Origin of the sequence: Pseudomonas frederiksbergensis, assembly GCF_003732665.1 — a bacterium.
Lineage (GTDB): Bacteria > Pseudomonadota > Gammaproteobacteria > Pseudomonadales > Pseudomonadaceae > Aquipseudomonas > Aquipseudomonas frederiksbergensis_G.
This window is the reverse complement of record NZ_MOBP01000006.1, coordinates 594,708-620,802: the sequence shown is the minus strand read 5'-3', so window position 1 is coordinate 620,802 and position 26,095 is coordinate 594,708. Positions and strand designations below refer to the sequence as shown.

The 26,095-nt window shown below is 60.5% G+C and carries 27 protein-coding genes; 14 read left to right on the top strand and 13 right to left on the bottom strand.

The features are described 5' to 3' along the window. Nucleotides 1–2 precede the first annotated feature (2 nt). From livH to BK665_RS12905, 4 genes are read left to right on the top strand one after another with little or no spacing between them, the layout of a single operon-like run. A complete protein-coding gene (livH, locus tag BK665_RS12920; protein WP_054046925.1) occupies nt 3–926 on the top strand; it encodes a high-affinity branched-chain amino acid ABC transporter permease LivH in 924 nt (307 codons plus the stop codon). Then, nucleotides 923–2,179, top strand: a complete 1,257-nt coding sequence (locus BK665_RS12915) for a high-affinity branched-chain amino acid ABC transporter permease LivM (RefSeq protein WP_123405992.1) — start codon at nt 923–925, stop codon at nt 2,177–2,179. The genes livH and BK665_RS12915 overlap by 4 nt, the downstream gene beginning before the upstream one ends. Continuing rightward, nucleotides 2,176–2,943, top strand: coding sequence for a high-affinity branched-chain amino acid ABC transporter ATP-binding protein LivG (gene livG, locus BK665_RS12910; RefSeq protein WP_123405990.1), 768 nt, complete (start codon nt 2,176–2,178; stop codon nt 2,941–2,943). The genes BK665_RS12915 and livG overlap by 4 nt, the downstream gene beginning before the upstream one ends. Then, nucleotides 2,944–3,645, top strand: a complete 702-nt coding sequence (locus BK665_RS12905; protein ID WP_092272120.1) for an ABC transporter ATP-binding protein — start codon at nt 2,944–2,946, stop codon at nt 3,643–3,645. It abuts the gene before it with no gap. Between the two features lie 62 nt (nt 3,646–3,707). On the opposite strand, the gene acpP is transcribed toward BK665_RS12905, so the two are convergent. Next, nucleotides 3,708–3,947, bottom strand: a complete 240-nt coding sequence (gene acpP, locus BK665_RS12900) for an acyl carrier protein (RefSeq protein WP_123405989.1) — start codon at nt 3,945–3,947, stop codon at nt 3,708–3,710. A gap of 273 nt (nt 3,948–4,220) precedes the next feature. After that, entirely contained in the window at nt 4,221–5,141 is a 921-nt protein-coding gene (locus tag BK665_RS12890; protein ID WP_123405987.1) for a LysR family transcriptional regulator, read from the bottom strand. A gap of 106 nt (nt 5,142–5,247) precedes the next feature. Between BK665_RS12890 and BK665_RS12885 the strand changes: the two genes are divergently transcribed. The 3 genes from BK665_RS12885 (at nt 5,248) to BK665_RS12875 (ending at nt 8,393) form a co-directional block, all read left to right on the top strand. Next, on the top strand, nt 5,248–5,847 hold the full coding sequence (locus BK665_RS12885; RefSeq protein ID WP_123405985.1) for a short chain dehydrogenase: 600 nt from the start codon (nt 5,248–5,250) through the stop codon (nt 5,845–5,847). Between the two features lie 184 nt (nt 5,848–6,031). Beyond that, nucleotides 6,032–6,685, top strand: coding sequence for a COG3650 family protein (locus tag BK665_RS12880; protein ID WP_123405983.1), 654 nt, complete (start codon nt 6,032–6,034; stop codon nt 6,683–6,685). Between the two features lie 94 nt (nt 6,686–6,779). Continuing rightward, entirely contained in the window at nt 6,780–8,393 is a 1,614-nt protein-coding gene (locus tag BK665_RS12875) for an NAD(P)/FAD-dependent oxidoreductase (RefSeq protein WP_123405981.1), read from the top strand. A gap of 244 nt (nt 8,394–8,637) precedes the next feature. On the opposite strand, the gene BK665_RS12865 is transcribed toward BK665_RS12875, so the two are convergent. Next, nucleotides 8,638–9,732 carry a PLP-dependent cysteine synthase family protein gene (locus BK665_RS12865; RefSeq protein WP_123405979.1) on the bottom strand — a complete coding sequence of 365 codons (1,095 nt, stop codon included), beginning with the start codon at nt 9,730–9,732 and terminating at the stop codon, nt 8,638–8,640. Between the two features lie 250 nt (nt 9,733–9,982). Here BK665_RS12865 and nhaA point away from each other — a divergent pair, with 250 nt between their 5' ends. From nhaA to BK665_RS12845, 4 genes are all read left to right on the top strand, one after another. Further along, entirely contained in the window at nt 9,983–11,170 is a 1,188-nt protein-coding gene (gene nhaA, locus BK665_RS12860) for a Na+/H+ antiporter NhaA (RefSeq protein WP_123405977.1), read from the top strand. A gap of 121 nt (nt 11,171–11,291) precedes the next feature. Then, nucleotides 11,292–12,473, top strand: coding sequence for a colicin E3/pyocin S6 family cytotoxin (locus tag BK665_RS12855; protein WP_123405975.1), 1,182 nt, complete (start codon nt 11,292–11,294; stop codon nt 12,471–12,473). Next, nucleotides 12,470–12,694, top strand: a complete 225-nt coding sequence (locus BK665_RS12850) for a hypothetical protein (protein WP_123405973.1) — start codon at nt 12,470–12,472, stop codon at nt 12,692–12,694. Before BK665_RS12855 ends, BK665_RS12850 begins: the two co-directional genes overlap by 4 nt. Nucleotides 12,695–12,744: 50 nt before the next feature. After that, nucleotides 12,745–12,975, top strand: coding sequence for a DUF7683 domain-containing protein (locus tag BK665_RS12845; protein WP_123405971.1), 231 nt, complete (start codon nt 12,745–12,747; stop codon nt 12,973–12,975). A gap of 96 nt (nt 12,976–13,071) precedes the next feature. Here the strand turns inward: BK665_RS12845 and BK665_RS12840 are convergent, their stop codons facing one another. Further along, nucleotides 13,072–13,536: an outer membrane lipoprotein gene (locus tag BK665_RS12840; protein WP_123405969.1), complete on the bottom strand. Its 465-nt coding sequence runs from the start codon at nt 13,534–13,536 to the stop codon at nt 13,072–13,074. A gap of 167 nt (nt 13,537–13,703) precedes the next feature. Here BK665_RS12840 and BK665_RS12835 point away from each other — a divergent pair, with 167 nt between their 5' ends. After that, on the top strand, nt 13,704–13,940 hold the full coding sequence (locus BK665_RS12835) for a hypothetical protein (RefSeq protein ID WP_123405967.1): 237 nt from the start codon (nt 13,704–13,706) through the stop codon (nt 13,938–13,940). Between the two features lie 5 nt (nt 13,941–13,945). On the opposite strand, the gene pdxH is transcribed toward BK665_RS12835, so the two are convergent. The 5 genes from pdxH to dinG all read right to left on the bottom strand — a co-directional run bounded on the left by pdxH (nt 13,946) and on the right by dinG (nt 22,017). Then, nucleotides 13,946–14,593, bottom strand: coding sequence for a pyridoxamine 5'-phosphate oxidase (pdxH, locus tag BK665_RS12830; protein ID WP_054046956.1), 648 nt, complete (start codon nt 14,591–14,593; stop codon nt 13,946–13,948). Nucleotides 14,594–14,616: 23 nt separating this feature from the next. Further along, nucleotides 14,617–15,729, bottom strand: coding sequence for an OmpA family protein (locus BK665_RS12825; protein ID WP_123405965.1), 1,113 nt, complete (start codon nt 15,727–15,729; stop codon nt 14,617–14,619). A 112-nt stretch (nt 15,730–15,841) separates the two neighbouring features. Beyond that, nucleotides 15,842–16,987 carry a serine hydrolase domain-containing protein gene (locus BK665_RS12820; protein ID WP_123405963.1) on the bottom strand — a complete coding sequence of 382 codons (1,146 nt, stop codon included), beginning with the start codon at nt 16,985–16,987 and terminating at the stop codon, nt 15,842–15,844. A gap of 294 nt (nt 16,988–17,281) precedes the next feature. Further along, complete coding sequence (locus BK665_RS12810; protein WP_123405962.1) at nt 17,282–19,777, bottom strand: beta-agarase; 2,496 nt, start codon at nt 19,775–19,777, stop codon at nt 17,282–17,284. Between the two features lie 95 nt (nt 19,778–19,872). After that, complete coding sequence (dinG, locus tag BK665_RS12805) at nt 19,873–22,017, bottom strand: ATP-dependent DNA helicase DinG (RefSeq protein ID WP_123405960.1); 2,145 nt, start codon at nt 22,015–22,017, stop codon at nt 19,873–19,875. A 99-nt stretch (nt 22,018–22,116) separates the two neighbouring features. Between dinG and BK665_RS12800 the strand changes: the two genes are divergently transcribed. Next, the gene (locus BK665_RS12800) at nt 22,117–22,581 is read left to right on the top strand and encodes a CopD family protein (RefSeq protein ID WP_123405958.1); all 465 of its coding nucleotides are present in this window, start codon (nt 22,117–22,119) and stop codon (nt 22,579–22,581) included. Between the two features lie 130 nt (nt 22,582–22,711). On the opposite strand, the gene BK665_RS12795 is transcribed toward BK665_RS12800, so the two are convergent. The 4 genes from BK665_RS12795 to BK665_RS12780 all read right to left on the bottom strand — a co-directional run bounded on the left by BK665_RS12795 (nt 22,712) and on the right by BK665_RS12780 (nt 25,405). Further along, nucleotides 22,712–23,470, bottom strand: coding sequence for a collagen-like protein (locus tag BK665_RS12795; protein WP_123405956.1), 759 nt, complete (start codon nt 23,468–23,470; stop codon nt 22,712–22,714). Then, a complete protein-coding gene (locus tag BK665_RS12790) occupies nt 23,463–23,741 on the bottom strand; it encodes a DUF1145 domain-containing protein (protein WP_123405954.1) in 279 nt (92 codons plus the stop codon). Before BK665_RS12790 ends, BK665_RS12795 begins: the two co-directional genes overlap by 8 nt. 150 nt (nt 23,742–23,891) lie before the next feature. Further along, a complete protein-coding gene (locus BK665_RS12785; RefSeq protein ID WP_123405952.1) occupies nt 23,892–24,614 on the bottom strand; it encodes a PA1041 family peptidoglycan-binding anchor lipoprotein in 723 nt (240 codons plus the stop codon). 92 nt (nt 24,615–24,706) lie between these two features. After that, a complete protein-coding gene (locus BK665_RS12780) occupies nt 24,707–25,405 on the bottom strand; it encodes a PA1041 family peptidoglycan-binding anchor lipoprotein (protein WP_123405950.1) in 699 nt (232 codons plus the stop codon). Between the two features lie 190 nt (nt 25,406–25,595). Here BK665_RS12780 and BK665_RS12775 point away from each other — a divergent pair, with 190 nt between their 5' ends. Further along, complete coding sequence (locus tag BK665_RS12775) at nt 25,596–26,093, top strand: DUF6231 family protein (protein WP_123405949.1); 498 nt, start codon at nt 25,596–25,598, stop codon at nt 26,091–26,093. Nucleotides 26,094–26,095 lie beyond the last annotated feature (2 nt).

Below are 26,095 nucleotides of genomic sequence, written 5' to 3'. Positions count from 1 at the left end.
TAATGCCTGACATCTATCACTTCTTCCAGCAGCTGGTTAACGGCCTGACCGTTGGCAGCACGTATGCCTTGATCGCCATCGGCTATACGATGGTTTACGGCATCATTGGAATGATCAACTTCGCCCACGGCGAGGTGTACATGATCGGTTCCTACGTGGCGTTCATCGCCATCGCAGGCCTGGCCATGATGGGACTCGACAGTGTCCCTCTCTTGATGACCGCCGGTTTTATCGCGAGCATCGTCGTCTGCAGTGCCTACGGCTACAGCATCGAACGGATTGCCTACCGCCCCTTGCGTGGCAGCAACCGTCTGATTCCGCTGATCTCGGCCATCGGCATGTCGATTTTCCTGCAGAACACCGTTCTGCTGGCGCAAGACTCCAAGGACAAATCCATCCCCAACCTGATCCCCGGTAATCTTTCCTTCGGGCCAGGTGGCGCACATGAAGTGCTGATTTCCTACATGCAGATCGTGGTGTTCGTGGTGACCCTGATCGCCATGCTCGGCCTGACGCTGTTCATCTCCCGCTCTCGCCTGGGTCGCGCCTGCCGCGCCTGTGCCGAAGACATCAAGATGGCCAACCTGTTGGGGATCAATACCAACAACATCATCGCCCTGACCTTCGTCATCGGTGCTGCGCTGGCGGCCATCGCGGCCGTGCTGCTGAGCATGCAATACGGCGTGATCAACCCGAACGCCGGTTTCCTCGTCGGCCTCAAGGCCTTCACCGCCGCAGTATTGGGTGGTATCGGCAGCATCCCCGGCGCCATGCTCGGCGGGTTGGTGCTGGGGGTGGCGGAAGCCTTTGGTGCCGACATCTTCGGCGACCAGTACAAGGACGTCGTGGCATTCGGCTTGTTGGTTCTGGTGCTGTTATTCCGTCCGACCGGCATTCTGGGCCGTCCGGAGGTTGAGAAAGTATGACTAGGAATCTCAAACAGGCGCTCTTCAGCGCTCTGCTGGTCTGGGCTGTGGCCTACCCGGTACTCGGTCTGAAACTGACCATCGTCGGCATCAATCTTGAAGTGCACGGCACCAGCAACATGACCCTGGCGATCATTGCGATCTGCTCGGTACTGATGTTCCTGCGGGTGATGTTCAACGACCCGATCAGCAAGGCCTGGAAATCCTCGCCCAACATGCCGTTGATTCCGGCCAAGGCCAGTAACTTCCTGACCCTGCCGACTACCCAGCGCTGGATCATCATTGCGTTGATCATCGGTGCCCTGGTGTGGCCATTCTTCGGTTCACGCGGCGCGGTGGACATCGCGACCCTGATCCTGATCTACGTGATGCTCGGCCTGGGCCTGAACATCGTGGTCGGTCTGGCCGGTCTGCTCGACTTGGGTTACGTCGGTTTCTACGCCGTCGGCGCCTACAGCTATGCGCTGTTGTCGCACTACCTGGGCTGGAGTTTCTGGGTCTGCCTGCCGATTGCCGGCCTGATGTCGGCAACGTTCGGCTTCCTGCTCGGCTTCCCGGTACTGCGCTTGCGCGGTGACTATCTGGCGATCGTGACCCTGGGCTTCGGTGAAATCATCCGGTTGTTCCTGCGTAACCTGACCGACATCACCGGCGGCCCGAACGGCATCAGCAACATCGAGAAGCCGACGTTCTTCGGCCTGACCTTCGAGCGTAAAGCGGCAGAAGGCATGCAGACGTTCCACGAGTACTTCGGCCTGGAATACAACTCGATCAACAAGGTGATTTTCCTGTACCTGGTTGCCCTGTTGCTGGCCCTCGGCGCGCTGTTCGTCATCAACCGCCTGCTGCGCATGCCGATCGGTCGTGCATGGGAAGCGCTGCGTGAAGACGAAATCGCCTGCCGTGCGCTGGGTCTCAACCCTACGGTGATCAAGCTGTCGGCTTTCACCCTGGGTGCAAGCTTCGCCGGTTTTGCCGGCAGTTTCTTCGCAGCCCGTCAGGGTCTGGTGACCCCGGAGTCCTTCACCTTCATCGAGTCGGCGATCATTCTCGCCATCGTCGTACTGGGTGGCATGGGCTCGCAGCTCGGCGTGATTCTCGCCGCCGTGGTGATGATCCTGCTGCCGGAAATGATGCGTGAGTTCAGTGAATACCGCATGTTGATGTTCGGCGCCTTGATGGTGCTGATGATGATCTGGCGTCCTCAGGGTCTGCTGCCCATGCAACGTCCTCACATGGAGCTGCGCAAATGAGCCGCGAGATCCTTAAAGTCGAAAATCTGAGCATGCGCTTCGGCGGCTTGCTGGCGGTCAACGGCGTAGCCCTGACCGTGCACGAAAAACAGGTCGTGGCATTGATCGGCCCGAACGGTGCCGGCAAGACCACCGTGTTCAACTGCCTGACCGGTTTCTACAAGCCGAGCGGCGGCAGCATCCTGCTCGACGGGCAGGCCATCGAGGGCCTGCCCGGCCACGAGATCGCCCGCAAAGGCGTGGTGCGGACCTTCCAGAACGTGCGGCTGTTCAAGGACATGACGGCGGTCGAGAACCTGTTGATCGCCCAGCACCGTCACTTGAACACCAACTTCCTGGCCGGCCTGTTCAAGACCCCTGCGTTCCGCAAGAGCGAACGCGAGGCGATGGAGTTCGCCGAGTACTGGCTGGACAAGGTCAACCTCAAGGAATTTGCCAACCGTACCGCCGGAACCCTGGCCTACGGTCAGCAACGTCGCCTGGAAATCGCCCGTTGCATGATGACCCGTCCGCGGATCCTCATGCTCGACGAACCGGCGGCCGGCCTGAACCCGAAGGAAACCGAGGACCTCAAGGCGCTGATCGGCATGCTGCGTGAAGAGCACAATGTCACCGTGCTGCTGATCGAACACGACATGAAGCTGGTCATGAGCATTTCCGACCACATCGTCGTGATCAACCAGGGCACGCCCCTGGCCAACGGCACGCCGGAACAGATCCGCGACAATCCTGAAGTGATCAAAGCCTACCTGGGGGAAGCGTAAATGCTGCAATTCGAAAACGTTTCCACCTTCTACGGCAAGATCCAGGCCCTGCACAACGTCAACGTGGAAATCCGCCAGGGCGAAATCGTCACTTTGATCGGCGCCAACGGCGCGGGCAAATCGACCCTGCTGATGACGCTGTGCGGTTCACCGCAAGCCCACAGCGGCAGCATCAAGTACATGGGTGAAGAACTCGTGGGGCAAAGCTCGGCGCAAATCATGCGCAAGAGCATTGCGGTGGTGCCGGAAGGTCGTCGGGTGTTTGCGCGCCTGACCGTGGAAGAAAACCTCGCCATGGGCGGCTTCTTCACCGACAAGGGCGACTATCAGGAACAGATGGACAAGGTCCTCGGACTTTTCCCACGCCTGAAAGAGCGTTTTGCCCAACGCGGCGGCACCATGTCCGGCGGCGAACAGCAAATGCTCGCCATCGGCCGTGCGCTGATGAGCAAGCCCAAGCTGCTGTTGCTCGACGAACCGTCCCTTGGCCTGGCGCCGATCATCATCCAGCAGATCTTCGACATCATCGAACAACTGCGCAAGGACGGTGTGACGGTGTTCCTGGTGGAGCAAAACGCCAACCAGGCGCTGAAGATTGCTGACCGCGCCTACGTTCTGGAGAACGGCCGGGTGGTGATGCAAGGCACGGGTGAAGCGCTGCTGACTGACCCGAAAGTGCGGGAAGCGTACTTGGGTGGTTGAGGTTTTGCGGTGAACAAAAAAACGGCCTTAGGGCCGTTTTTTTTCGCTGCAACTTGCAGCCGCTACAGGCTCAACTGGTGCTCTATGTAGTCGATTACTTTCTGAACGGTTGTGAGTTTTACAGCCTCTTCATCCGGGATCGTTATCAAGAATTCCTCTTCAAAAGTCATGACAAGTTCAACGGCGTCCAGGGAATCTGCCTTCAAGTCTTCAACAAAACTGGAGGTATTCGTCAGGTCTTTTGGTTCTATACCCAATAACTCACACGTTATTTGTTTTATACGCTCTTCCACGCTTTCCATTTTTTTGACTCCCTGTTCATCCGATGACCCGCCCTCCGACCTGGCGTTTTCGCCTGACATCACTGTATTGCCCGTTGCGGTGGTTTTCTACTGTCAGAAATAACAGGTCTGGATAACCTTTCACGATCAGCAATTTCTGTTTATTCCGAACACTTCCATCAACCTATTTGCAAATCCAAATGTGGGAGCGGGTGAGCTCGCGAAAGCGGTGGGTCAGTCAATGTAGATGTTGCCTGACACGACGCCTTCGCGAGCAAGCCCGCTCCCACAGGGTTATGGGGTGTGTTGGAGTCTGTCCAACGCCTCACCACTGCGCTTGAACCAGCCGATCAAATAGTCCGCCAGCACTTGCGTACGCTTGGGCAACCCACCCTGATACGGATGCACCAGGTACATCGGCATACGACGGGTCTGATAATCGCGCAGGAGCCAGCGCAAACGGCCGTCAGCCAATTCCGCTTGCAGCAGGTACGACGGCAACCGCGCAATGCCGGCGCCGGCCAGCGCGGCTTTCTTCAGCAGGCTGTAATGGTTACTGGCGAACGGTCCGGACACCCGAACCCGAAGCAGTTCGTGTTGCTGGTGATAGAGCCATTCTTCGCGGCCACTGTAGTGACTGTTGAGCACACAACGGTGTTCGGCCAACGCCTGTGGCGTTAGCGGTTCGCCAAATTGCTCGAGGTAGGCCGGGCTGGCGCAGGTCATTTCGTGCCAGGCCAGCAGCGGCCGGGCCACCAGGCGTTCGTCGTTACCCACTTCTGAGCGAACCGCCAGGTCAAATCCGTCCCGGGACAACTCGCGAAAATTGTTGCTCAGGTCCAGCTCGATCTGCACTTCGGGGTATTTGCTGGAGAACTCCAGCAGCAGGCCATCGAAGAAGGTTTCTCCCAACGACACCGGCACCGTCATCCGCACCGGACCGGCCATGTCATCCTTCAGTCGAGCCAAAGCCTGACGCGCCCGCTCCACTTGGACGACAAGCGCCTGGGCTTGGGGCAACAGAGCCGCTCCCGCTGCAGTCAGGCTCAAGCGGCGGGTGGTGCGTTGCAGCAAGACCACGGAAAACCGCGATTCCAGCAGGCTGATCCGCTTGGACAGCTGCCCCTTGCTACACCCCAATTGCTGGGCGGCCAGGGTAAAACTGCCGGCTTCGATCAACATGGCGAACGCCGCCAGGTCATCCATTTCGCTCAAGGATTGTTTCCATTTGAAAACCAAAGGTTGCCCATTAGCGCGCTTATCAATGGAAAAATCCACTCTAGACTGAAACCTCGTTCAACCATTTCGAGGAAACAGCACGATGAAAATTCTTTTGATAGGCGCCGGCGGCACCATCGGTTCGGCGGTCGACAAAGAGTTGTCGCAACGTCACGAAGTCATTCGCATCGGCCGCAACAGTGGTGATTTTCATGTGGATATCAGCGACAGCGCCTCGATCCGCAAGCTGTTCGAACAAACCGGCAAGTTCGATGCACTGGTCTGCGCCGCCGGCAACGTGACGTTCGCCCCGCTGGACGAAATGACCTCGGACAGCTTTGCCCTGGGCCTCAAAGACAAGCTGATGGGCCAGGTCAACCTGCTGCTGATCGGCCGCGAATTCGCCAATGACGGCGCCTCGTTCACCTTCACCACCGGCGTACTCAGCCACGACCCGATCCGCAGCGGCGCTTCGGCGGCCCTGGTCAACGGCGCGCTGGACAGCTTCGTCAGCGCCGCCGCCATCGAATTGCCCCGTGGCCTGCGCGTGAACTCGATCAGCCCGACCGTGCTGCTGGAAGCCATGGGCAGCTACGCCCCGTACTTCCGCGGCTATAAGCCGGTTCCGGCAGCCGATGTGGCTTTGGCCTACGCCAAAAGTGTCGAAGGCCTGCAGACCGGTCAGACTTTTCACGTCGGCTAAGACCACCCCAATCCCTGTAGGAGCGAAGCTTGCTCGCGAAGGCGGTGTGTCAGCCAACATCCATGTTGAATGTTCAGCCGCCTTCGCGAGCAAGCTTCGCTCCTACAGGGGGATCGTCGAAAGGCGGGGTTGTGATGAACGGTCATGCTGCGTAACGTGGCGGCACTTGTCTGGAGAACCAAAGATGCGTGTTGCCCGTTCCCTTGTCCTCGTTGCCCTGCTTCCGTTGTTTGCCGCGTGCCAGTTGTTTGATGGTCCGCGGCAAAGCGTCTCTCACGCGGGGCAGACCCGCATGCAGGGACAGTTGACTGCGGCGGACGGCAAGCTGATGTTCCAGCCGTGCAATGAATCGCGCAGCCTAGTAGTCAACGACACGGGCGGCACCAGCGTGCTGCAAGAGGCCGCGAGCCTGGCGGATGACCAGGGCAAGTTGTTCGCCGACGTGCGTGGCAAGATCAATGGAAGCAGCCTCGACCTTGCGCAGTTGTACCGCGTCGAACGTTCGGGCACGGCGTGCGACGATCCCAATTTCAAACTGTTGATCCTGCGCGCCGCCGGCCATGGCCCTGAGTGGAACGTCAAGGTCAGCGGCAAGGGCATGGCCATCGACCGTGCCGGCGAGCCACCACTGGCGGTGCCCTACGTCGAAGAGCAACTGGGCGATGGGCGTTTCAACCTCAGCAGCGAAGCCAATGGCAAGCACATTGAACTGTGGGTCGCGCCCAATCGTTGCGTCGACAGCAGCACCGGCAGCATCCAGCACATGAGTGCCGAACTGCGGATCGACGGCCAAGTGCAGCGCGGCTGCGGGTATTTCGGCGGCTCGCGTAACGACTGATCGTTTTTGCCTCACGGGACCGGCGTTTGGGGCTTATAATCGCCGCCTTCAAACGCCTTGGCGCAGTTGTGCGCCCCGCGAACCGGGTCCTGTCATGTTACGAATCACCGAACTCAAGTTGCCGATCGACCATCCCGAAGAAGACCTGCGCCCTGCCATCGTGCAGCGCCTGGGCATCGCCAGTGATGACCTGCTCGATTTCACCTTGTTCAAGCGCAGCTACGATGCGCGCAAAAAATCCTCCGAACTGTGCTTCATCTACACCATCGACCTCTCCGCCAAGGATGAGGCGGCGTTGCTGCACAAGTTCGCCGATGACCGTAACGTCAACGTCGCTCCGGATGTCAGCTACAAAGTCGTTGGCCAGGCACCGGCCGATTTGCAGCAACGGCCGATCGTCGTCGGTTTCGGCCCGTGCGGGATTTTCGCCGGTTTGCTGCTGGCGCAAATGGGCTTCAAGCCGATCATCCTCGAACGCGGCACCGAAGTGCGCCAGCGTACCAAGGACACCTGGGGCCTGTGGCGCAAAAGCGTGCTCAACCCTGAATCCAACGTGCAGTTCGGTGAAGGCGGCGCGGGGACGTTCTCCGACGGCAAGCTCTACAGCCAGATCAAGGACCCGAAATTCATCGGCCGCAAGGTCCTGCATGAGTTCGTGAAGGCCGGTGCGCCGGAAGAAATCCTCTACGTCAGCAAACCGCACATCGGTACGTTCCGTCTGACCGGCGTGGTGGAAAACATGCGCGAGCAGATTCGTGCGCTGGGCGGCGAAGTGCGTTTCCAGCAGCGGGTTACCGACGTGTTGATCGAGGACGGGCAACTGGTCGGCGTCGAGCTTAACGGCGGCGAGCAGATCCATTCCAAACACGTGATCCTGGCCCTCGGCCACAGCGCCCGTGACACTTTCCGCATGCTCCACGGCCGTGGCGTGTTCATGGAAGCCAAGCCGTTCTCGGTGGGTTTCCGCATCGAACACCCGCAGTCGCTGATCGACCGCGCACGCCTGGGCAAATACGCTGGCCACCCGAAACTCGGCGCCGCCGACTACAAACTGGTGCACCACGCCAAGAACGGCCGTTCGGTCTACAGCTTCTGCATGTGCCCGGGCGGCACTGTGGTGGCGGCGACGTCCGAGCCGGGCCGCGTGGTCACCAACGGCATGAGCCAGTACTCGCGTAACGAACGCAACGCCAACTCCGGGATCGTCGTCGGCATCACCCCGGAAGTCGATTATCCGGGCGGCCCGCTGGCCGGCATCGAGTTGCAAGAACGCCTGGAATCCCACGCCTTTGTGCTCGGCGGCAGCAACTACGAAGCCCCGGCGCAACTGGTCGGCGACTTTATTGCGGGCAAGCCGTCCACCGAACTGGGCAGCGTTGAACCGTCCTACAAACCGGGTGTGGCCCTGGGGGATCTGGCCCTGGCCTTGCCGGCGTTTGCCATTGAAGCGATTCGCGAAGCCTTGCCGGCGTTCGAGAAGCAGATTCGTGGTTACTCGCTGCATGACGCCGTGTTGACCGGGATCGAAACCCGCACCTCGTCGCCGCTGCGGATTACCCGTAACGAATCGATGCAGAGCTTGAACGTCAAAGGCCTGTTCCCGGCGGGTGAAGGCGCGGGCTACGCCGGCGGGATTCTGTCGGCGGGTGTGGATGGGATTCGGATTGCCGAGGCCGTTGCTCGCGACATTCTCGGTCTCGAAGCCTGATCGGCAATCCCTGAACCACTGCTAAACCCTGTGGGAGCGGGCTTGCTCGCGAAAGCGGTCTTTCATTCAACAGAAATGTTGGCTGATCCACTGCATTCGCGAGCAAGCCCGCTCCCACATTGGTTTTTGATGATCGTTCCCACGCTCTGCGTGGGAATGCAGCCAGGGACGCTCCGCGTCCCAAAAGCGGACGCAGAGCGTCCGGTGAGGCATTCCCACGCAGAGCATGGGAACGATCATCACGTCAGATATTGGCGCGCAGTACGGTGGCCGGTAGCGGTTCGCCGCGTTCGACGCTTGCCGCCACGGCATCGATCAACCCGCTCAATTCATACCCTTGGCCCTTGAGCCAAGCCTGGTCGTAATAGGTGGTGGCGTAACGTTCGCCGCCGTCGCACAAAATCGCCACGATTGACCCCGACTCCCCCGCCGCGACCATTTGCTGGGCGGCGATCAAGGCGCCGATCAGGTTGGTCCCGCTCGACCCGCCCACGCGCCGGCCCAGGCGTTGCGCCAGGTAGTGCATGGCCGCCAGGGACAAGGCATCCGGCACTTTGACCATCGCATCGATCACCTTGGGCAGGAACGACGCTTCCACCCGTGGCCGGCCAATCCCTTCAATCCGCGAACCGCAGTCCAGGCGCAAACTCGCGTCGCCGGTCTGGTAATAATCGAAAAACACCGAACGCTCCGCATCAGCGCACAGCACGCGGGTGCAATGCTGGCGGTAACGTACGTAACGACCGAGGGTTGCGGTGGTGCCGCCGGTGCCGGGGCTGGAGATCAGCCAGCTCGGTTCCGGGTGTTGCTCGAAGCGCATCTGCTGGAAGATCGACTCGGCGATGTTGTTGTTCGCCCGCCAGTCGGTGGCGCGTTCGGCGTAGGTGAACTGGTCGATGAAATGGCCATCGTGTTCCCGGGCCAGGCGCTCGGACTCGGCATAGATCTGGGTGGGATCGTCCACCAAATGGCTCTTGCCACCGTAGAAAGCAATCTGCGCAATCTTCTCTTTGGAAGTGGTCGCCGGCATCACCGCAATAAACGGCAAGCCCAGCAAACGGGCGAAGTAGGCCTCGGAAATCGCCGTCGAACCGCTGGACGCCTCGATCACCGGCGCGCCAGGCTTGAGCCAGCCGTTACACAGCGCGTAGAGGAACAGCGAACGGGCCAGCCGATGTTTCAGACTACCGGTGGGGTGGCTGGACTCATCCTTGAAATACAACTCGATGCCCGGCAAACCCGGCAGCGGCAAGGGAATCAGATGGGTGTCGGCGCTGCGCTGGAAGTCGGCTTCGATGATCCGGATGGCTTCGCGGGCCCACTGTCGGGTGTCGCTCATGGTGGTGATCTCGTTGAATAGTCGGCCTTGTTGCAAGGCTCAGCCCCTAAGCTTAGGAAAAAACCTACATCACGCACAGATACAGCTGAGGTTCAATACGTCCGGCAACTGCTAGGCTCAGTCCTCGTTGCGCTTCGCTACTATTAGCGTCGCAACGGCATATAACAAAAAAGAATATAACTTTTGTTTTAACAACTAACGGTACGGGTTAGGGTGTGCCACCTTTTGAATCCATCGATGGAGAGCGACCTTGCCTCTGCGTAGCACGTTCACGCGTTTCTTTCAGTTGGAAGCTGCCAGCGGTCTGTTACTGATCGCCGCCGCAGCCCTGGCTTTAATCATCAACAACTCCTCGTTGTCGTGGCTCTATAACGGCTTTCTGGACACCCCCGTGGTCGCCCAGATCGGCGCACTGAAAATTGCCAAGCCCTTGCTGCTATGGATCAACGATGGCCTGATGGCCCTGTTCTTCCTGCTGATCGGCCTGGAAGTGAAGCGCGAAGTGCTCGACGGCCAATTGTCGAAACCGTCGCAAATCGTCCTGCCCGGCGCGGCGGCGATTGGCGGCATGGTGGTGCCGGCGTTGATCTACTGGTTCATCAACCGTGACGATCCGGCGGCGCTGGGCGGTTGGGCGATCCCGATGGCCACCGACATCGCCTTCGCCCTCGGCGTGCTGGCCCTGCTGGGCAAACGCGTGCCGGTATCGCTGAAGCTGTTCTTGATGACGCTGGCGATCATCGACGACCTCGGTGCCATCATCGTCATCGCGATTTTCTACTCAGGCACATTGTCGACATTGTCCCTGGCACTGGCCGGCGCCTGCATCGTCGCGCTGATCGCGATGAACCGGCTCGGCGTGGTCAAGCTCGGACCATACATGATCATCGGACTGATCCTGTGGGTGTGCGTGCTCAAGAGCGGTGTCCACGCGACACTGGCCGGCGTGACCCTGGCGTTCTGCATTCCATTGCGCACCAAGAATGCCGAACCGTCGCCACTGATGACCCTCGAACACGCCCTGCACCCATGGGTCGCCTACGGCATCCTGCCGTTGTTCGCCTTCGCCAACGCCGGCCTGTCCCTGAGCGGCGTGACCCCGGAGAGTTTCACTCACCACGTCCCGATGGGCATCGCCACCGGCCTGCTGCTGGGCAAGACCCTGGGCGTGTTCGGCCTCACCTGGCTGGCGGTAAAAACCGGCATCGCCGCCCTGCCCCAGGGCGCCAACTGGGGTCAGGTGCTGGGCGTGGCAATCCTCTGCGGGATTGGTTTCACCATGAGCCTGTTTGTCGGCTCCCTGGCCTTCGTGCCGGGCGCCAGTGACTACGCCGGGATGGACCGCATGGGGATCTTGACCGGGTCGATATTGGCGGCGTTGATTGGGTATGCAGTGACGGCGGCGGCGAGTCGCAAGCGCGTCGCACTGCAATCCTGAGTAACAGAGAACACTCCTAGGACCATCAGAGACTCGTCCTACAGCCACGATCAGCCACATTCGTTAACGTCGTTCAGCCCCTTTCCTGGGGCTGTCGACGAACGAATTTCAAGGACGATCAGTGGCTGGCAACAAGGACATCCCACGGGTTAAAAACCCGCCGTCAGGTGACGGGCATCGCGTCACCCACCGCTTCATGAGCGCCACTGAACTGGCCGAGCGGGACGCCCGGCAGCAAGCCTACGACGACATGCTCGCCAGGCAAGCAGCCTTCGAACGCAATCTTCCGATCACCTCCTCCAAAGACGAAACCGTTCGCGCGGGCTGCGTCTTCGCCAAGTCCTGCAAGCTGCCGGACGCGATCATCGATTACTCCAATCCTTCGGGGATGGTGCCCACCGACAGCCTGAAGGATTACGGGGAAGTCGCCTGGCTGGGTGCTCGCGAAGCGGATGAGGCCGGGCTGCTGAATCTGCAGACGATCAGCAGCAATGCCCTGCCCCTCGGCATCGGACAAGTTGCGTTACGCGCCCCAGCGATACCCGTCGCATCGGCAATAGGCGCGGCAAGTGCCACCGTGTTGGCGGCTTTGGTCGCGGTGTTCTGGACGCCAAGCCTGGGCGATAGCGCGCTCTACACCGAAGATCAATTGCGCGCACTCAAACAGGCTCGCACGCGTGTTCGGTTAAGGGTCGAGCAACAGGCGGACGGCAGTCTCAAGGGTTACGGCTTCTACACCGGCAAAAACCGCGATTGGGAAATGGTCGACGTCGCGCAGTTCGAGTTGCGCGGCAGTCAGCAGGTGGCGGATCTGGGGGATGGCGTTGAGCTGATCTGGACCCCGGCGGTGGATGGTTCCGACATCCTTGGTATTCCTGCTTTGGAAGCCGCGCCGCAAGCGCCGCATATCTGGGTTTATCCGCCGACTGAGGCTGCGAATAACATCATCGTGAACCCGGTTTATCCGCCGGAGTACAAGGATTTCATTCTTGTGTTTCCGGTGGGGTCGGGGGTTAGGCCGGTTTACATCGTCCTGAGCATGCCTCAGCGTACCTACCATCAAAAACCTGATTTTTTAGCAGCTTTTCCAGATGCTAAATGGGCATCCCCAAAAACCTCCATAAAGGGTGGAGGAGGATTGCGGCCACGCTGGAAGGATAGGAGCGGAACAATTTACGAGTGGGACTTCCAGCATGGGGCCGTTGAAAAATACAACAAACGCGGAAAACACTTGGGCGAGTTCGACCATGAAACCGGCACTCAGAATAAACCAGCGGACCCAACAAGAAAGGTAGAGCCATGAAGCATTTAATTATGGGAGTTCCGAAAGGTGAGGACTTTCCTTCATTTGAGAAACAGATTCCTATTACCACCATCGAACTTAAACTGATTATGGGATGGGTGAATGATGAAGAATCATTTCATGACTATCGCCTCACCGAGCTGCAAATAGTCAGAATAGAAAAAGCATGCTCTCTAGAGCTACCAAGGGATTTGGATTTGTTTTTGACCTCATGCGGCTAACGACTGTCGAGGGTAGGCAGAGCCCGCTATCCCGACCCGGAGAGTAGGGAATGAAACACACCGTAGAGGTTTTCGACCGTCAGACCGAAGATCTGCTTCTTAGCGTTGAAGTCCCCGACGGTCGACATGAAGCATTGAAGGTTCTAATGGACTGGCAACACCCCGAGGATGAATTCGACGGTTACAACTTGTCTTCAGAACAAATCCGAGTGCTGGAAGACTGGACAGGGAAATCCCTCACGTGTGCAAATCACATCGTGCAACTGGTGTGCACAGAGTGACTTTGCGCAACTACGTAATCGAGTGATTCTTTTGCTCATACAAACAAAAAACCCCGACCAGTCACCTGATCGGGGTTTTCGTGTACTCGCTCCCGCTTAGTGCGAAACGCGACTAGTCCCGCCAACAGTAGAAATCCGCACCCGCTCGCCAACACGGAACACTTCATTCTCCTGAACCTGCTGCACATAGGCACGCATGCTGCCGTCGTCTTCACGCACGGTAATTTCTACGCCTTGTGCACGCGTCAGGCCTTCTTCGGTGGCCGAACCAATCAAGCCACCCGCGACGGCACCGATCACCGCAGCAACGATACTGCCGCGACCACCACCGATGGCGCTGCCGCCAACACCACCAACCACGGCACCGGCAACACCGCCGACCGGGGTCTTGGTGCCTTCGATTTTCACCGGGCGCAGGGATTCGATGGTGCCCATGCGAATCGTCTGCACGCGACGCGCTTCGTCACGGGAGTAGGAGTCACCGGTCAGGCTGGATTGGCAGCCGGTGAGCAACATCGCCATCGTGGAAAAGGAAGCAACCAGCAAAACAGACTTACGCATAGCATCAACTCCAAAGGACAGGTATTCATTAAACTCCGCAGCTTGACGCCTGTCACGGCATCGCCCGGATAAAATTGGTTTCATTCAGGCCCGGTACAGACACTTCTGAACTCACACCACAGTAGCGGCAAATACCAAAAGCTGCGCCGTTGACCCAAGGATTTTTCATGGATTACTTCATCATTGTCGTCACGACGGCGGTCGGTTTGTACTTCCATGGATGGTTGTACGTACGGATCAAACGCTGGATGGACCGCGATCTGGCGTTAGCCCTGGCCGGGAAGGACGAGCAGAAGAAAGCCTTCATGCTCCAGCAACTGGCAAACGCTCAAGCGCAAAAGATCAAGCGTCGGGACCTGCCGCAGTGGCTTGAGGCCGCTGCGGCAGGCTATCCCGGTCGGTAGACTGCTTAGGGTGCCAGACGTTCAAGAATCCAGTCGGCGCCCTGCAAGCGGTAGTTGAGGCGATCGTGCAGGCGGCTCGGACGGCCTTGCCAGAACTCGATGCGCTCGGGGAGCAAACGGTAACCACCCCAGTGTTCCGGGCAGTGTGGCTGAGTATCGCTGAAGCGTTGCTCGGTGATTTTCAGCAACTCTTCCAGCTCACCGCGATCGGCAATCACCCGGCTCTGGGGCGACGCCCAGGCGCCGAGACGGCTGCCAAGAGGCCGGACCTGAAAGTAGGCGTCGGACTCTTCGGGCGAGACCTTCACCACCCGCCCCTCGATGCGTACCTGGCGCTCGAGGGTTGGCCAGAAGAACGTCATGGCGGCGAACGGGTTCACCGCCAGATGCTGGCCCTTGGCGCTGTCGTAGTTGGTGAAGAAGGTAAAGCCCTGAGCATCCAGGCCCTTGAGCAGCAGAATGCGGCAATGGGGCCGACCGTCAAGATCGACGGTGGCCAGGGTCATTGCGTTGGCCTCGACCGGCACCTGTTCGGTTTTCACCGCATCGGCGAACCACTGATGGAACAGCGCAAACGGCTCGGCCGGGGCTTGCGCCTCGGTCAGGCCATCACGGGTGTAGTCGCGACGCATATCAGCCAGGGCCTGGGTCATGGCACATTCCTTCTGGTTAACGATCAGTTCTTCGCAGCATCCGCGGCGACGGCTTTCTTCGGATCAACCGCAGCTTTGGCCGGCGCAGGCTTTTTCGCCGGGGTCGCGGCTTTGGCTGGCGCTTTCTTGGCTGGAGCCTTGGCGGCGGCTTTTTTGGCCGGGGCTTTTTTAGCGGCGGGCGCTGCGGCTTTCTTGGTCACTGGCGCCGGTGTAACAGGCTTGACCACTGGCTTGACATCTTGAGCCGCGACCATGGTGACCGGCGCCGGGGCTGGCATGTTGTACTTGCTCAGCAACGCCACCATGGTGTTTTGCGGGGTCACCAGCAATTCCACGCGACGGTTCAAGGCACGGCCTTCATTGCTATCGTTGGCAGCACGCGGGGCTTCACCGCCCATGCCACGCAACATCAGGCGATCACGCTGCAAACCGCTGAGGCGGAAGATCGCGGCCACGGCCTGGGCACGTTCCTGGCTCAGCTTGACGTTGGCCGGGGCTGCGCCCGATGTGTCGCCATGACCGAGCACCAAAACAGCGGTCTTCGGATCGACTTCAAGGATTTTCGCGACGCGGCTGAACGGCCCCAGGGTGTTTGGCAGCAGCATGGCCGGGCGATCCGGGTTGAACGAGCTGTCCACTGGCGCGATTACAACCAATACGTTGTCACGGCGCTCGAGTTGCAGGTTGCTGTCCTTGATCGCTTCACGCAGGCGCGGTTCGTAATCGTCGAGCCAGGCCTGGGTGACTTTCGGATCAGGCATCGGCACCGCTTTGGCGGTGCTCTGCTCTTTGCCGCCGAACGGCCACCACCACTTGCCGCCCGCATCGGCGTCAGCCTTGGCGACATCGGCAGGTTTGGCTTCAGGTTTCACCTCGGCCTTGGCCACTGGCTTGTCCGCACCTTCATCGGAACCGAACGGCCAGTACCAATGGCTGCTACTTTCAGCCTTGACCACGGGCGCGGTGATGGCTGCTTTCACGGGTGCAGTGGCCGGGGCCGGCTCTTTGGCGGCGACTTTGTCGGAAGAACCGAACTGCCACCAGTGGCTGCCGCCCTCGGCGTCATTTTGCGGAGTTTGCGCGCAACCGGTGATGGCGAAGCACAGTGCCAAAGCGAGAGTTTTATTGGATGACATTGGATATCCACAAAATGAAGTAATAAACACAGGCCCCAATCGGACCGCATAAACAGACGCTTTGAATCGAAAAAGGTTACGAGGTTCCTGTGTAGGAAATTTCAGCAAAGTTTTACAGACAAGTGGCAAGTACCCTGGCGAGCTGCTGCGCCCGTGGATCCATCAACACATAGGGCCCCAAGGTATTTGTCACAAAACCGAAGGCAACATCATGCTCCGGGTCAGCAAAACCGATGGAACCGCCCGCACCCGGATGGCCGAAAGCCCTGGGGCCGAGGCCGTAGGTGGCGTTCGGCACGTCGGGTTGATCGAGCATGCAGCCCAGGCCGAAACGGGTCCGGGTCAGTAAGGTCTTGTCGTCGCCGAGGCTGTGTTCGCGGGTCAGCTCATCGAGCATTTCGCTTTCCAGCAGGCTGCCGTCCAGCAAACCGGCGTAGAACCCGGCCAGGCTGCGCGCGTTGCCGTGGCCATTGGCGGCGGGTTGTTGCATGCGCCGCCATTCTGGTTTGTTGGTGCTGGTCATGATCGACGGCGGGTTGGTGAACGCCCGGGTGGTCATGGCCGTCGGCTCGCGCATGGTCACTTGCAGCAGACGCTGGGCCGCGGCGTCGCCGACGTTGCCCTTGCCCCGGGCGATGTGCGCCACGCGGTGAAATTCTTCGTCCGCCAGGCCAACGTGGAAATCCAGGCCCAACGGTTTGGCGACCCGAGCGACGATGGATTCGCCGGGGCCTCGGCCATCGGCGCGGCGCAGCAATTCGCCCACCAGCCAGCCATAGGTGATCGCCGCGTAGCCGTGGCCTTCACCCGGCGTCCACCATGGCGTTTCGGCGGCGAGCGCGTCAGTCATGGTTTGCCAGTCATACAAGGCTTCGGGAGCCAACAATTCGCGCAGGGCCGGCAGACCGGCCTGGTGGCAGAGCAATTGGCGCAGGGTCACGGATTCTTTGCCGGCGGCGGCGAATTCCGGCCAGTAGCGGGCCACCGGGGCATCGAGTTGCAGCTTGCCTTCGGCCACCAGTTGCAGCGCGGTGACGGCGGTGAAGGTCTTGGTGCAGGAGAACAGGTTGGCGATGGTGTCGCTGTGCCAGGCTTCAGTGCCGTCCTTGTCAGAGGTGCCGGCCCAGAGGTCGAGGACGGTTTCACCGCCGACCTGGATGCACAACGCAGCGCCACGTTCCTGGGGATCGTCGAACAGTGCGGCGAAGGCCTCGCGCACCGCTTCGAACTTAAGCTCGTAATGACCCTGAATCTGCAAACGCAACTCCCCCGGATAAACGCTCTACAAAGTGGCCCGCATTGTTCCAGCCCTGGAGGGATTTGGGAACAGGGGCGGGCTGGGCGGTGTAGCCGCCCATAGATTTGTTCAGAAAACATGTGTCGATATTTAAGGGCAAACACAGCACCTGTGGCGAGGGGGCTTGCCCCCGTTGTGCTGCGAAGCGGCCCCAAAACCTGCAACCAAGGTGTATCAGATACACCGCATGCATTGGTTTACGACTGCTTCGCAGCCGAACGGGGGCAAGCCCCCTCGCCACAGGGGTCTCAACTATTAATGACCATTGCCCGAATGCCCACCCGCATGCCCGGCGCCCTGCCCCGGGCCTTTACCGGCGTCACCTTTGCGGCCGCCCTCGGCTTCGTGACTGGCCTTATCCGCCTCAGCCCTGGCCTTCTCGGCCTCTTTGCCCAGTTGATCGACGGTCGCCAGGTTGCTTTTTCGCACGCTGTCGACAAAGCCCTGGAAGGGCACATCGGTAATGCCCACCAGACCGAAGTGGCCGTTCTCGCCATCCAGCAGACGACCGGTCACTGGCTGATCGAGGTACTGGAACCAGTGCACGCCGACAATCGACGGTTCGCTCATCGCCTGTTTCAAGAAGTTGGCGTAGGCCGGGCCGCGGTCTTCTTCCTTGGCCAGTTGCGTCACGCCGCCCCAGAACGGGCCGCGATCCGCCGAGCCGAAGTTGAATTCGGTGATCAGCACCGGTTTATCCAGGCTGCGCAACCTGGCGAAGTCGTAACCGTCCTGAGGTTTCAGGGTGTACATGTTGAAGCTCAAGACATCGCAATACTGCGCGCAGGACTCGACCGCTTCCGGGGTGCTGATGGCGAAACGGCCACCGAGCAGCAACTGGTTCGGCGCGTGCCATTTCAGCGAATCGGAAATGGTCTTGAAGTAGGTGTCGGCAAAGACCTTCTGGAAATATTTGAAGTCGGCTTCGATTTCCGGGTGATCGGCGCTGGGCAGCGGCGCTTCGAAGCCCGGGTCTTCCATCAATTCCCACGCCGGCAGGTCAATGCCCCAGGCTTTCGACAGGCCCGCCTGGTTGCGGTACTTGTCGCGCAATTGCTTGAGGAACGCGCGTTTGGCCGGCACGTCGGTGGTCATTTTCAGCGTGCCGTAAGCCAGGGCGTAACGGGACTTCGGATCATCGCCGGGACCGGCCCAGGCCAGTTCGTTGTCGGCGAAGTAGCCGATCAGCCACGGATCGTCGCGGTGATCCCGGGCGGCGATAGCCACGGCACGCTCGGTGGCCATGGCGAAACGCGGGTCGAATGGGTCGGGCATGCCGCCCCACCAATCGGTGCCGGTGCTGATGCTGGCGTAATCGCCGACGATCGACAGCGGCAAGGTGTACGGCACGCGATCCGCGTTGGCCAGCGCCGGGGCGCTCCAGTTGCCGACCGTGTTGAAGCCCCAGGCTTGCAGGCGATCGAGGGTGTGCGTGGTCCAGCGTTGCTCATCCACCACGGCTTTGCAGGGTTCTACCGCTTTGGCGACTGTCGCTTCGGTGGCACCCGACTTGGCTGCTTCGGCGATACCGGACTCAGCCGTCGTCGGCGCGACAGGTTGCTCAGCGGCTTTTTCCGCCGTCTGCGCCACCGCGTCAGCCTTGGCCGCTTCGGCGACACCGGCCTTGGTTTCGCTGGTCACCGCACAGGGCGAACCGTAGAGGCGTTGCAGGTTGGCGCCGTAAAAGTCGAACCAACGACCGTTATTGAAGGCCCGCCCCTGATCGGCGCCGTTGCCGCCACGGTTGTCGCCTTCGCCAAAGTGGCTGGCCAGCGGTTCATCGGGTTTGGGCAGGTTTTCGAACATCCATTCACGACCGGCGACGTAGGTTTGATCAACGTCCGGGGCCACGGTGTTCACCCCCAGGGAATAGAACGGATGCCCTTCCGGCGTCACCAGATACCAGCGACCGTCACGCTTTTCGGTGCGGAAAAAGCCACTGGCCTTGAACGCCGGGCCTTTGTTCCAGCCGCCGAACTTGTCCAGGGACGACTTCTCGCGCTCGGCCAGCCAGGTTTTCAGTTGTTGCTGTTCCTTGGCGGCGGCGGCTTTCAGTTGTTCGTCGTTGCTGACTTTTTCTGGCCACTTGGCCCGGGTCGATTGACCGTAAGCGTCCACCAGAGCGCCATACACGGCTTTGCTCACGTCCTCAGCGTCCTGCACACCGAAGCGCTCCAGCAGGATGCTCTGGGCCACGTTCGGCTGATCCATCGACAAACTCACCGAGACCACTTGGCTGCGATCCAGCTCACCGCTGCTGCTGGCGAGCAACACGCGCTGGCCGTCGACAGTCATCGGCATCGGCGGCCCGGCTTTCATGCCCTGGCTCAACGGCGAACTCGCCACCAGCGGCACCAGCAGGGTTTGCGCCGGGCCGGCGGGCAGATCGACGCGGCTGACGAGGGTCTTGCCATCGTTGCTCTGGATGGTCACGTAAAGGGTCAAGGCCCAGTTCATCGCGCTCTGGACCCGCAGGCTCATGACTCCCGACTGCGACCAGTCCCAGGCGCCGGTTTGCGGGGTCAGGCGCAAGGTGGGCTTGGCTACCGGGTTGAAGGTCACCCGGCGCAGCACTTCGCCTTCGGCCGTTTGCTCGGCGTTGGATTGCGGCAGGCTGGAGTCCTGGGTCGCCACCTGAACCACATCGGCGGGGCGCACAAAGTTGAACAGCGTCTGCTGGCCCGCAGGGGCAGCCAGCAAGGGCGTTGCGAACAACAGGGCAAATACAGCAGGCAACGAACGACGAATCATGAGAACGAAATTCTCCCTAACGACCAACAATGGCCAGTGGAAAAGCGATGACAGAGAGATAGACAACGCGGTGGGCAAAATTGCCCACGCGTGTATCAGGAAATTTCACGTCGGAAGGGTGGCAACGCATTGAGGATCGCTTTGCCATAACGCTGGGTCACCAGGCGTCGATCAAGCAAAGTGATGGTGCCGCGATCCTCTTCGGTGCGCAGCAGGCGACCGCAGGCCTGGACCAGTTTCAGCGAGGCGTCCGGCACGGAGATTTCCATGAACGGATTGCCGCCCCGGGCTTCGATCCACTCGGCCAACGCGGCTTCCACCGGATCGTCGGGCACCGAGAACGGAATCTTGGCGATCACCACGTGTTCGCAATAGGCGCCGGGCAAATCCACGCCTTCGGCGAAACTCGCCAGGCCGAACAGCACGCTCGAATCCCCGCCATCGACCCGCGCCTTGTGCTTGTTCAGGGTTTCCTGTTTCGACAGGTTGCCTTGAATGAACACTTGCTTGCGCCAGTCGCGATCCAGGCCGTCGAACACGTCCTGCATCTGTTTGCGCGAGGAGAACAGCACCAAGGTGCCGCGAGAGCCTTCCACCAGTGACGGCAGATCACGAATGATCGCGGCGGTGTGGGCCGGTGCATCCCGTGGATCAGCCTTGAGGTCCGGGACCCGCAGCACGCCGGCATCGGCGTGGTGGAACGGGCTCGGGACCACGGCGGTCACGGCTTTTTTCGGTAGCCCGGCGCGCATGCGAAAGCGGTCGAAGGTGCCGAGGGCAGTCAGGGTCGCCGAGGTCACCAAGGCGCCGTAAGCCACGTTCCACAGATTACGACGGAGCATTTCTGCCGCGAGGATCGGGCTGGCGTTGACCTCGATGTCGAACAGCGAACCGCTTTCGGCCAGGGTCAGCCAACGGGCCATCGGCGGGTTGTCTTCCGGGTCTTCAGCGGTAAACGCAGTCCACAACTCCCAGTTGCCGGAAGAACGGGACAACAGGCTGCCAAACAGCGGATACCACTCTTCGGCCTGGTTGCTGGCGATGCCGATGTTGACCTCGCCGTCCATGCCTTCCTTGAGCAGCTCGGTGAGACGAGTGAACAGATCAGTCAGGCGGGCGAAGGCTTTCTTCAGCTCGACACCCATCTCGCGCATGTGCTCGGGAATCACCCCGCCGACGAAGCGATGACGGGGCCGCTCACGGCCCTCGACGTCTTCACCGGGTTTGAAATCGGCGACCTGCTCGCACGCAGTGAACATGAACTGCTGCTGAGTCTTGATCTCCCGCGCCAGCTCCGGCACTTGTTCGATCAACTTGCCCAGGTCGCCCGGCAACGGGTGCTGGGCCAGCAGTTTGGTCAGGTTCTTCGCAGTGGTTTCCAGCCAGTCGGCGGTGGAACGCAGGCGCGTGTAGTGGGCGAAGTGACCGATGGCCTTGTCCGGCAAGTGGTGGCCTTCGTCGAACACGTAGATGGTGTCGCGGGGGTCCGGCAGCACGGCGCCGCCGCCCAGGGCCAGGTCGGCCAGGACCATGTCGTGGTTGGTGACGATCACGTCGACCTTGCCCATGCCTTCGCGGGCCTTGTAGAAGGCGCACTGGCCGAAGTTCGGGCAATGACGGTTGGTGCATTGGCTGTGATCGGTGGTCAGGCGCGCCCAGTCGGCGTCCTCCAACGCGGTGGACCAACTGTCGCGGTCGCCGTCCCACTTATTGCCGGCCAGTTTTTCGATCATGCTGGTGAACAGCTTCTGGCTGGCCTCATCGACCTCGATCTTGAAGCCTTCTTCTTCGAACAACTGTGCAGTGGCGGTTTGTGCGTGACCTTCTTGCAGCAACATGTCGAGCTTGGACAGGCACATGTAGCGCCCGCGGCCCTTGGCCAGGGCGAACGTGAAATTCAGCCCGCTGTTGCGCATCAGGTCGGGCAAATCCTTGTAGACGATTTGCTCTTGCAGGGCCACGGTGGCCGTGGCGATCACCAGGCGTTTGCCCGCCGCCTTCGCAGTCGGGATCGCCGCCAGGCTGTAGGCCACGGTTTTCCCCGTACCGGTGCCGGCTTCCACCGCGACAATCGCGGGGTCGCTACTGCGCCGGCCTTCGTCGTCGGTGTCGATGTCACCGAGGACTTTGGCGATTTCGGCGATCATCAGGCGTTGGCCGTAGCGCGGCTTGAGGCTCTTGGCTTCAAGAAAACGCGTGTAGGCGCCCTGGATCGTGGTTTTGAGTTCGGTGCTGATCATGGATTGTCGGGCGCAAAAAACGCTGGATAAATTTTCAGTGGTTTCGGATGGCGGCTATCATACCGCGCTAATTAATCCCGCGCAGAACGGAGTACCTCAATGACCGCTTTTAGCCTCGTTTATACCCTGCATGTCCTGTCCGCCCTGGTGTGGGTGGGCGGTATGTTTTTCGCCTGGATGGTCCTGCGCCCGGCGGCGATGAAGGCCTTGGAAGGCCCCGGCCGGTTGAAGCTGTGGGTAGAAGTGTTTCAAGGTTTTTTCCGCTGGGTCTGGGTGGCCGTGGTGCTTTTGCCGATCAGCGGTGTGGGCATGATTCATCTGCAATACACCGGCTTTGAAGCCGCGCCGCGTTATGTGCAGGTGATGATGGGCTTGTACGTGGTGATGACCGCGCTGTTTATCCGGATTCAAGCGTTGTTGTTGCCTGAGTTGCGCACGGCGGTGCAGGCGCAGGATTGGCCGGCGGGTGCGGCGGCGCTGGGGAAGATTCGCAAATTGGTGGGGATAAATCTGATTGTCGGGTTGGTGTTGGTGGCGATTGCGGCGGCGCGGCCGATGTTTTAAAAGCTTCGCGGGCAAGCCTCGCTCCTACAGGATTTATGTCGTTCGCGGCTACCGCGACGGCGCAAAAACTGTAGGAGCGAGGCTTGCCCGCGAAGACTATCGATCAGCCTACACAGATTTCAGAACCAGCTTACAACCGCTGAACCGTCACCGCCCCCGCCGCTCCGGCAGGTCCCGGCTGGCCATCAGCCCCCGGTTTGCCACTCTTGCCGCCATCAGCCTTGTACACCAGGCAACCTTTGGCCTTGCCGCCCGCGCCCGGTTTGCCACCGGGACCGGCCAGGCCACCGGCACCGCCGGCCACCTGGACTTTGATCTGCTCCGCCGGGTAATCACGCGGCACTTCCAAACGCACCAGCGCACCCGCCGCCCCCGGCTGGCCGTCGCTGCCATTGCTGCCGTCGAACCCGCGACCGGCCTGGCCCCAGGTGCAACCCGGTTCTTCACCGTTGGCACCGTCCAGCCCGACAAACCCCGGCGCACCCGCCCCACCGCGAGCGTCGACGATCAGTTTCGGCGCGTTCAACGCTTTGATCTGCAAATTCAGGTTACGTCCCGAACGGGCGGCCTTGAGGTAAGTCCCCGGCGCACCGCGTGCAGTGATCAGGCTGCCTTCGGACAGGTTGGCGCGGCTGACTTTCAAGTCCAGCGCCTGCTCGCCCGGCACGATGGCGATACGCGCGTCGCGTCCCAGGTGCAGTTCACCAACCGTCACTTCGGTCACGTTCGAAGGAATCAGCAAGGTGCCGTAATCGGCGACTTCGAGTTTTTCCAGCTGCAAAGTGCTGGCGGTGTTGGGCAGGCGCATCAGGGAATTGGTTTCGACACTCACCACCTGGGCGCAGGCCAGTGGGCTGATGAGTGCAGCGAGCAGACAGAGTTTACGCATGGGAAGCCCCTGGTACGGCCGGGGCCGGAATGGTTTGCAGATGGAAAACGCCAAAGAACAGGATTTTCAGACGATCACGCCACGGATGGGCGCGACCTTTGAGGCTGCGGTTGCACAGCAGCACTTCGAGAATATGGATGAACGCCAGCAACGCACCGGCCATGTTGAGCAGCAGGTGCAGCGGATGAATCAACGGGATCAGCAGATTGACCAGCACCACCAACCAGAACAGCAGGGTCAACAGTTTCCCCAGCCCCCAAAACACCTTCATACGCTCCCCCGTTGAGAATTATTCTTTGAGCGCACAGTAACGGCTTCCACAAGGAATGCGCCAGTGGGCGAGAGAAAATTCTTCATCAGGGCCGCCGGATCGACGATTTTTATCGCCCGGCGGCTCTAGATCGAGGCTCTGCGTCATGCATCAACGGTTAATGTGCAGTTCCACGCGACGGTTTTGCGCCCGCCCTTCTTCGGTTTCGTTGTCGGCCACCGGCTCGCTTTCGCCCTTGCCTTCGCTGGTGAGTTTGTTCGGCGACAGGCCCTGGCTCAGCAGATAGGCCGCCACGCTGCTGGCGCGACGTTCCGACAATGCCTGGTTATAGGCATCCGAACCTTTGCTGTCGGTATGGCCCACCACCTTGATGCTGACCACATCGGCGTTCTGCAACTTGGCCATCAGGCCGTCCAGTTGGCTGCGGGCCGCCGGCGTCAGGTCGGACTTGTCGAACGCGAACAGCACGTTGCCGGCATCGCTCAGAGTGATGACTTCGGAGACCGGTGCAGGCTCGACGGGTTTCACGCTGGCCGGGTATTGCGGCAACGGACAGCCGCGATGATCGACCGGGGTATTGGCCGGCGTATCGGGGCAACGATCGCGGCGGTCGAATACACCGTCACCATCTTCATCGCCATCCTGGGCGTAGCAGATCAAGCCACCGGTCAAGATACCGAGCGCCGCGCCACCGCCCGCCCAACCGCCACTTTCGAGGGCCCCCAGGCCGCCGCCGACCAAGCCGCCAATGACGCTGCAAATCGGCCAGGTACGTTGATTCAGGGGGGCAGTGCCATCGCTGTGAGTGGCGCAACCGGTCAACAGGCTGCCAAGCAGCAGAACCGGTAAGACGGTCCGTGTGAAAACGCTCATTTGTGAATGCTCCTGTGTTACCGGCCCATACCGGTTACACAGGAGTAAAGACCCGCATCCGCGACTGCACAAGCCGCGGAGCGGAAGGGGCTTTAACGCTCGATTTTGATTTCGGTGCGACGGTTCATTGCGCGGCCATCAGCGGTTTTGTTATCGGCCACTGGTTGGCTTTCGCCTTTACCGGTTACCGAGACGAAGCTGCTGCGCGGTACGCCGTCGTGGATCAGGTATTCCACCACCGAATGCGCACGTTTATCCGACAGTTTCTGGTTGTAGGCATCGCTGCCCACGCTGTCGGTATGGCCGGTCACGGTCAGGCGCGCGGTCGAGGATTCCTGCTTCAGGCGAGTCGCGACCTTGTCGAGCACCTCTTTGTCGGAAGGGGTCAGGGTGGCTTTGTCGAACTGGAAGTGAACATCGCGGATGACGATGGTTTCTTCCTTGACCACCACGGCCTCTTCAACCACTGGCGCAGGGGCTACAGGTGGAGGGCAACCGTCGGCATCGACCTGCACGCCTTTAGGCGTATGCGGGCATTTGTCGCGGCTGTCCGGCACGCCATCGCCGTCTTCGTCGCCATCACCGTGCACCCAGCAATAAGCGGCTGCGGTGCCGCCGACCAGCAGCGCACCATACCCCGCCCACGCCGAACTTTCGGTAGCACCGAGACCGGCACCGACGACGCCGCCGACTGCCGCACAGGTCGGCCAGTCGGTTTTCTGCAAACCTGCGCAACCAGTCAACACACTGGTTAGCAGAACCAAGGGTAATGCTGTCCGAACTATGCTCATCTAGTTTTCTCCTGAGGGATCGGCTTAAAACCGATTCAGGGAGTAAAGACCGGAGTTTTAATCTCCGCCAGCAATAGGCCATTGCCGTTTTGCCCCGCGTTCACGGCAGATCGGCACTTTTGCCACGCGGTGGCCCTAGGCCCGAGCGTTGGGGCAGGCTAGTCTTGGCAGCTCTGATTGAGGATCTTCGATGATTGCAGGTATTTCTTCGCGCACGCCCCAGCAAGCGTTGGCCGCTTTGCTTGACCGCTACGCCCCGGCGCGTCTGTTGCTGATCGGCGCCAGCCAGTTCCCGGCGCTGGAGGCGTTCAAGCTCGCGCACCCGGACAGTTGCGTCGCCCACGCCGAGCCCGGGCCATTGCCGACAGAGCTGGCGGCGCGGCGTTTTGACCTGGCGCTGGTGGTCGATTGCCTGGAGCACCTGCCCAAGCGTGATGGCCTGAACCTGCTGGGCGGGATCCGTAACCTCAACGCCAGTCGCATCGCGGTGCTGGCGGACTTGCCGGCCAGCGGCTGGCAGGAAACCGATTTTTTCTCCCTGGCCCTGCAAGCCAGCGAACGTTTCAAGCGCGATGAACAGGTGTTGACGCTGTTCACCTATGATCTGCTCGACTATAAACAAGTGCCCGACTGGCTCAACGCACGGTTCTGGGCCAATCCGGAAAACTTCGGGAAATATTGGTGGTAACG

What these genes read in the sequence shown, in the direction of transcription:
- livH (WP_054046925.1), top strand. Translation starts at nt 3, where the DNA reads ATGCCTGACATCTATCACTTCTTCCAGCAGCTGGTTAACGGCCTGACC.
- BK665_RS12915 (WP_123405992.1), top strand. Translation starts at nt 923, where the DNA reads ATGACTAGGAATCTCAAACAGGCGCTCTTCAGCGCTCTGCTGGTCTGG.
- livG (WP_123405990.1), top strand. Translation starts at nt 2,176, where the DNA reads ATGAGCCGCGAGATCCTTAAAGTCGAAAATCTGAGCATGCGCTTCGGC.
- BK665_RS12905 (WP_092272120.1), top strand. Translation starts at nt 2,944, where the DNA reads ATGCTGCAATTCGAAAACGTTTCCACCTTCTACGGCAAGATCCAGGCC.
- acpP (WP_123405989.1), bottom strand. Translation starts at nt 3,947, where the DNA reads ATGGAAAGCGTGGAAGAGCGTATAAAACAAATAACGTGTGAGTTATTG.
- BK665_RS12885 (WP_123405985.1), top strand. Translation starts at nt 5,248, where the DNA reads ATGAAAATTCTTTTGATAGGCGCCGGCGGCACCATCGGTTCGGCGGTC.
- BK665_RS12880 (WP_123405983.1), top strand. Translation starts at nt 6,032, where the DNA reads ATGCGTGTTGCCCGTTCCCTTGTCCTCGTTGCCCTGCTTCCGTTGTTT.
- BK665_RS12875 (WP_123405981.1), top strand. Translation starts at nt 6,780, where the DNA reads ATGTTACGAATCACCGAACTCAAGTTGCCGATCGACCATCCCGAAGAA.
- BK665_RS12865 (WP_123405979.1), bottom strand. Translation starts at nt 9,732, where the DNA reads ATGAGCGACACCCGACAGTGGGCCCGCGAAGCCATCCGGATCATCGAA.
- BK665_RS12850 (WP_123405973.1), top strand. Translation starts at nt 12,470, where the DNA reads ATGAAGCATTTAATTATGGGAGTTCCGAAAGGTGAGGACTTTCCTTCA.
- BK665_RS12845 (WP_123405971.1), top strand. Translation starts at nt 12,745, where the DNA reads ATGAAACACACCGTAGAGGTTTTCGACCGTCAGACCGAAGATCTGCTT.
- BK665_RS12840 (WP_123405969.1), bottom strand. Translation starts at nt 13,536, where the DNA reads ATGCGTAAGTCTGTTTTGCTGGTTGCTTCCTTTTCCACGATGGCGATG.
- BK665_RS12835 (WP_123405967.1), top strand. Translation starts at nt 13,704, where the DNA reads ATGGATTACTTCATCATTGTCGTCACGACGGCGGTCGGTTTGTACTTC.
- pdxH (WP_054046956.1), bottom strand. Translation starts at nt 14,593, where the DNA reads ATGACCCAGGCCCTGGCTGATATGCGTCGCGACTACACCCGTGATGGC.
- BK665_RS12825 (WP_123405965.1), bottom strand. Translation starts at nt 15,729, where the DNA reads ATGTCATCCAATAAAACTCTCGCTTTGGCACTGTGCTTCGCCATCACC.
- BK665_RS12810 (WP_123405962.1), bottom strand. Translation starts at nt 19,777, where the DNA reads ATGATTCGTCGTTCGTTGCCTGCTGTATTTGCCCTGTTGTTCGCAACG.
- dinG (WP_123405960.1), bottom strand. Translation starts at nt 22,017, where the DNA reads ATGATCAGCACCGAACTCAAAACCACGATCCAGGGCGCCTACACGCGT.
- BK665_RS12800 (WP_123405958.1), top strand. Translation starts at nt 22,117, where the DNA reads ATGACCGCTTTTAGCCTCGTTTATACCCTGCATGTCCTGTCCGCCCTG.
- BK665_RS12795 (WP_123405956.1), bottom strand. Translation starts at nt 23,470, where the DNA reads ATGCGTAAACTCTGTCTGCTCGCTGCACTCATCAGCCCACTGGCCTGC.
- BK665_RS12790 (WP_123405954.1), bottom strand. Translation starts at nt 23,741, where the DNA reads ATGAAGGTGTTTTGGGGGCTGGGGAAACTGTTGACCCTGCTGTTCTGG.
- BK665_RS12785 (WP_123405952.1), bottom strand. Translation starts at nt 24,614, where the DNA reads ATGAGCGTTTTCACACGGACCGTCTTACCGGTTCTGCTGCTTGGCAGC.
- BK665_RS12780 (WP_123405950.1), bottom strand. Translation starts at nt 25,405, where the DNA reads ATGAGCATAGTTCGGACAGCATTACCCTTGGTTCTGCTAACCAGTGTG.
- BK665_RS12775 (WP_123405949.1), top strand. Translation starts at nt 25,596, where the DNA reads ATGATTGCAGGTATTTCTTCGCGCACGCCCCAGCAAGCGTTGGCCGCT.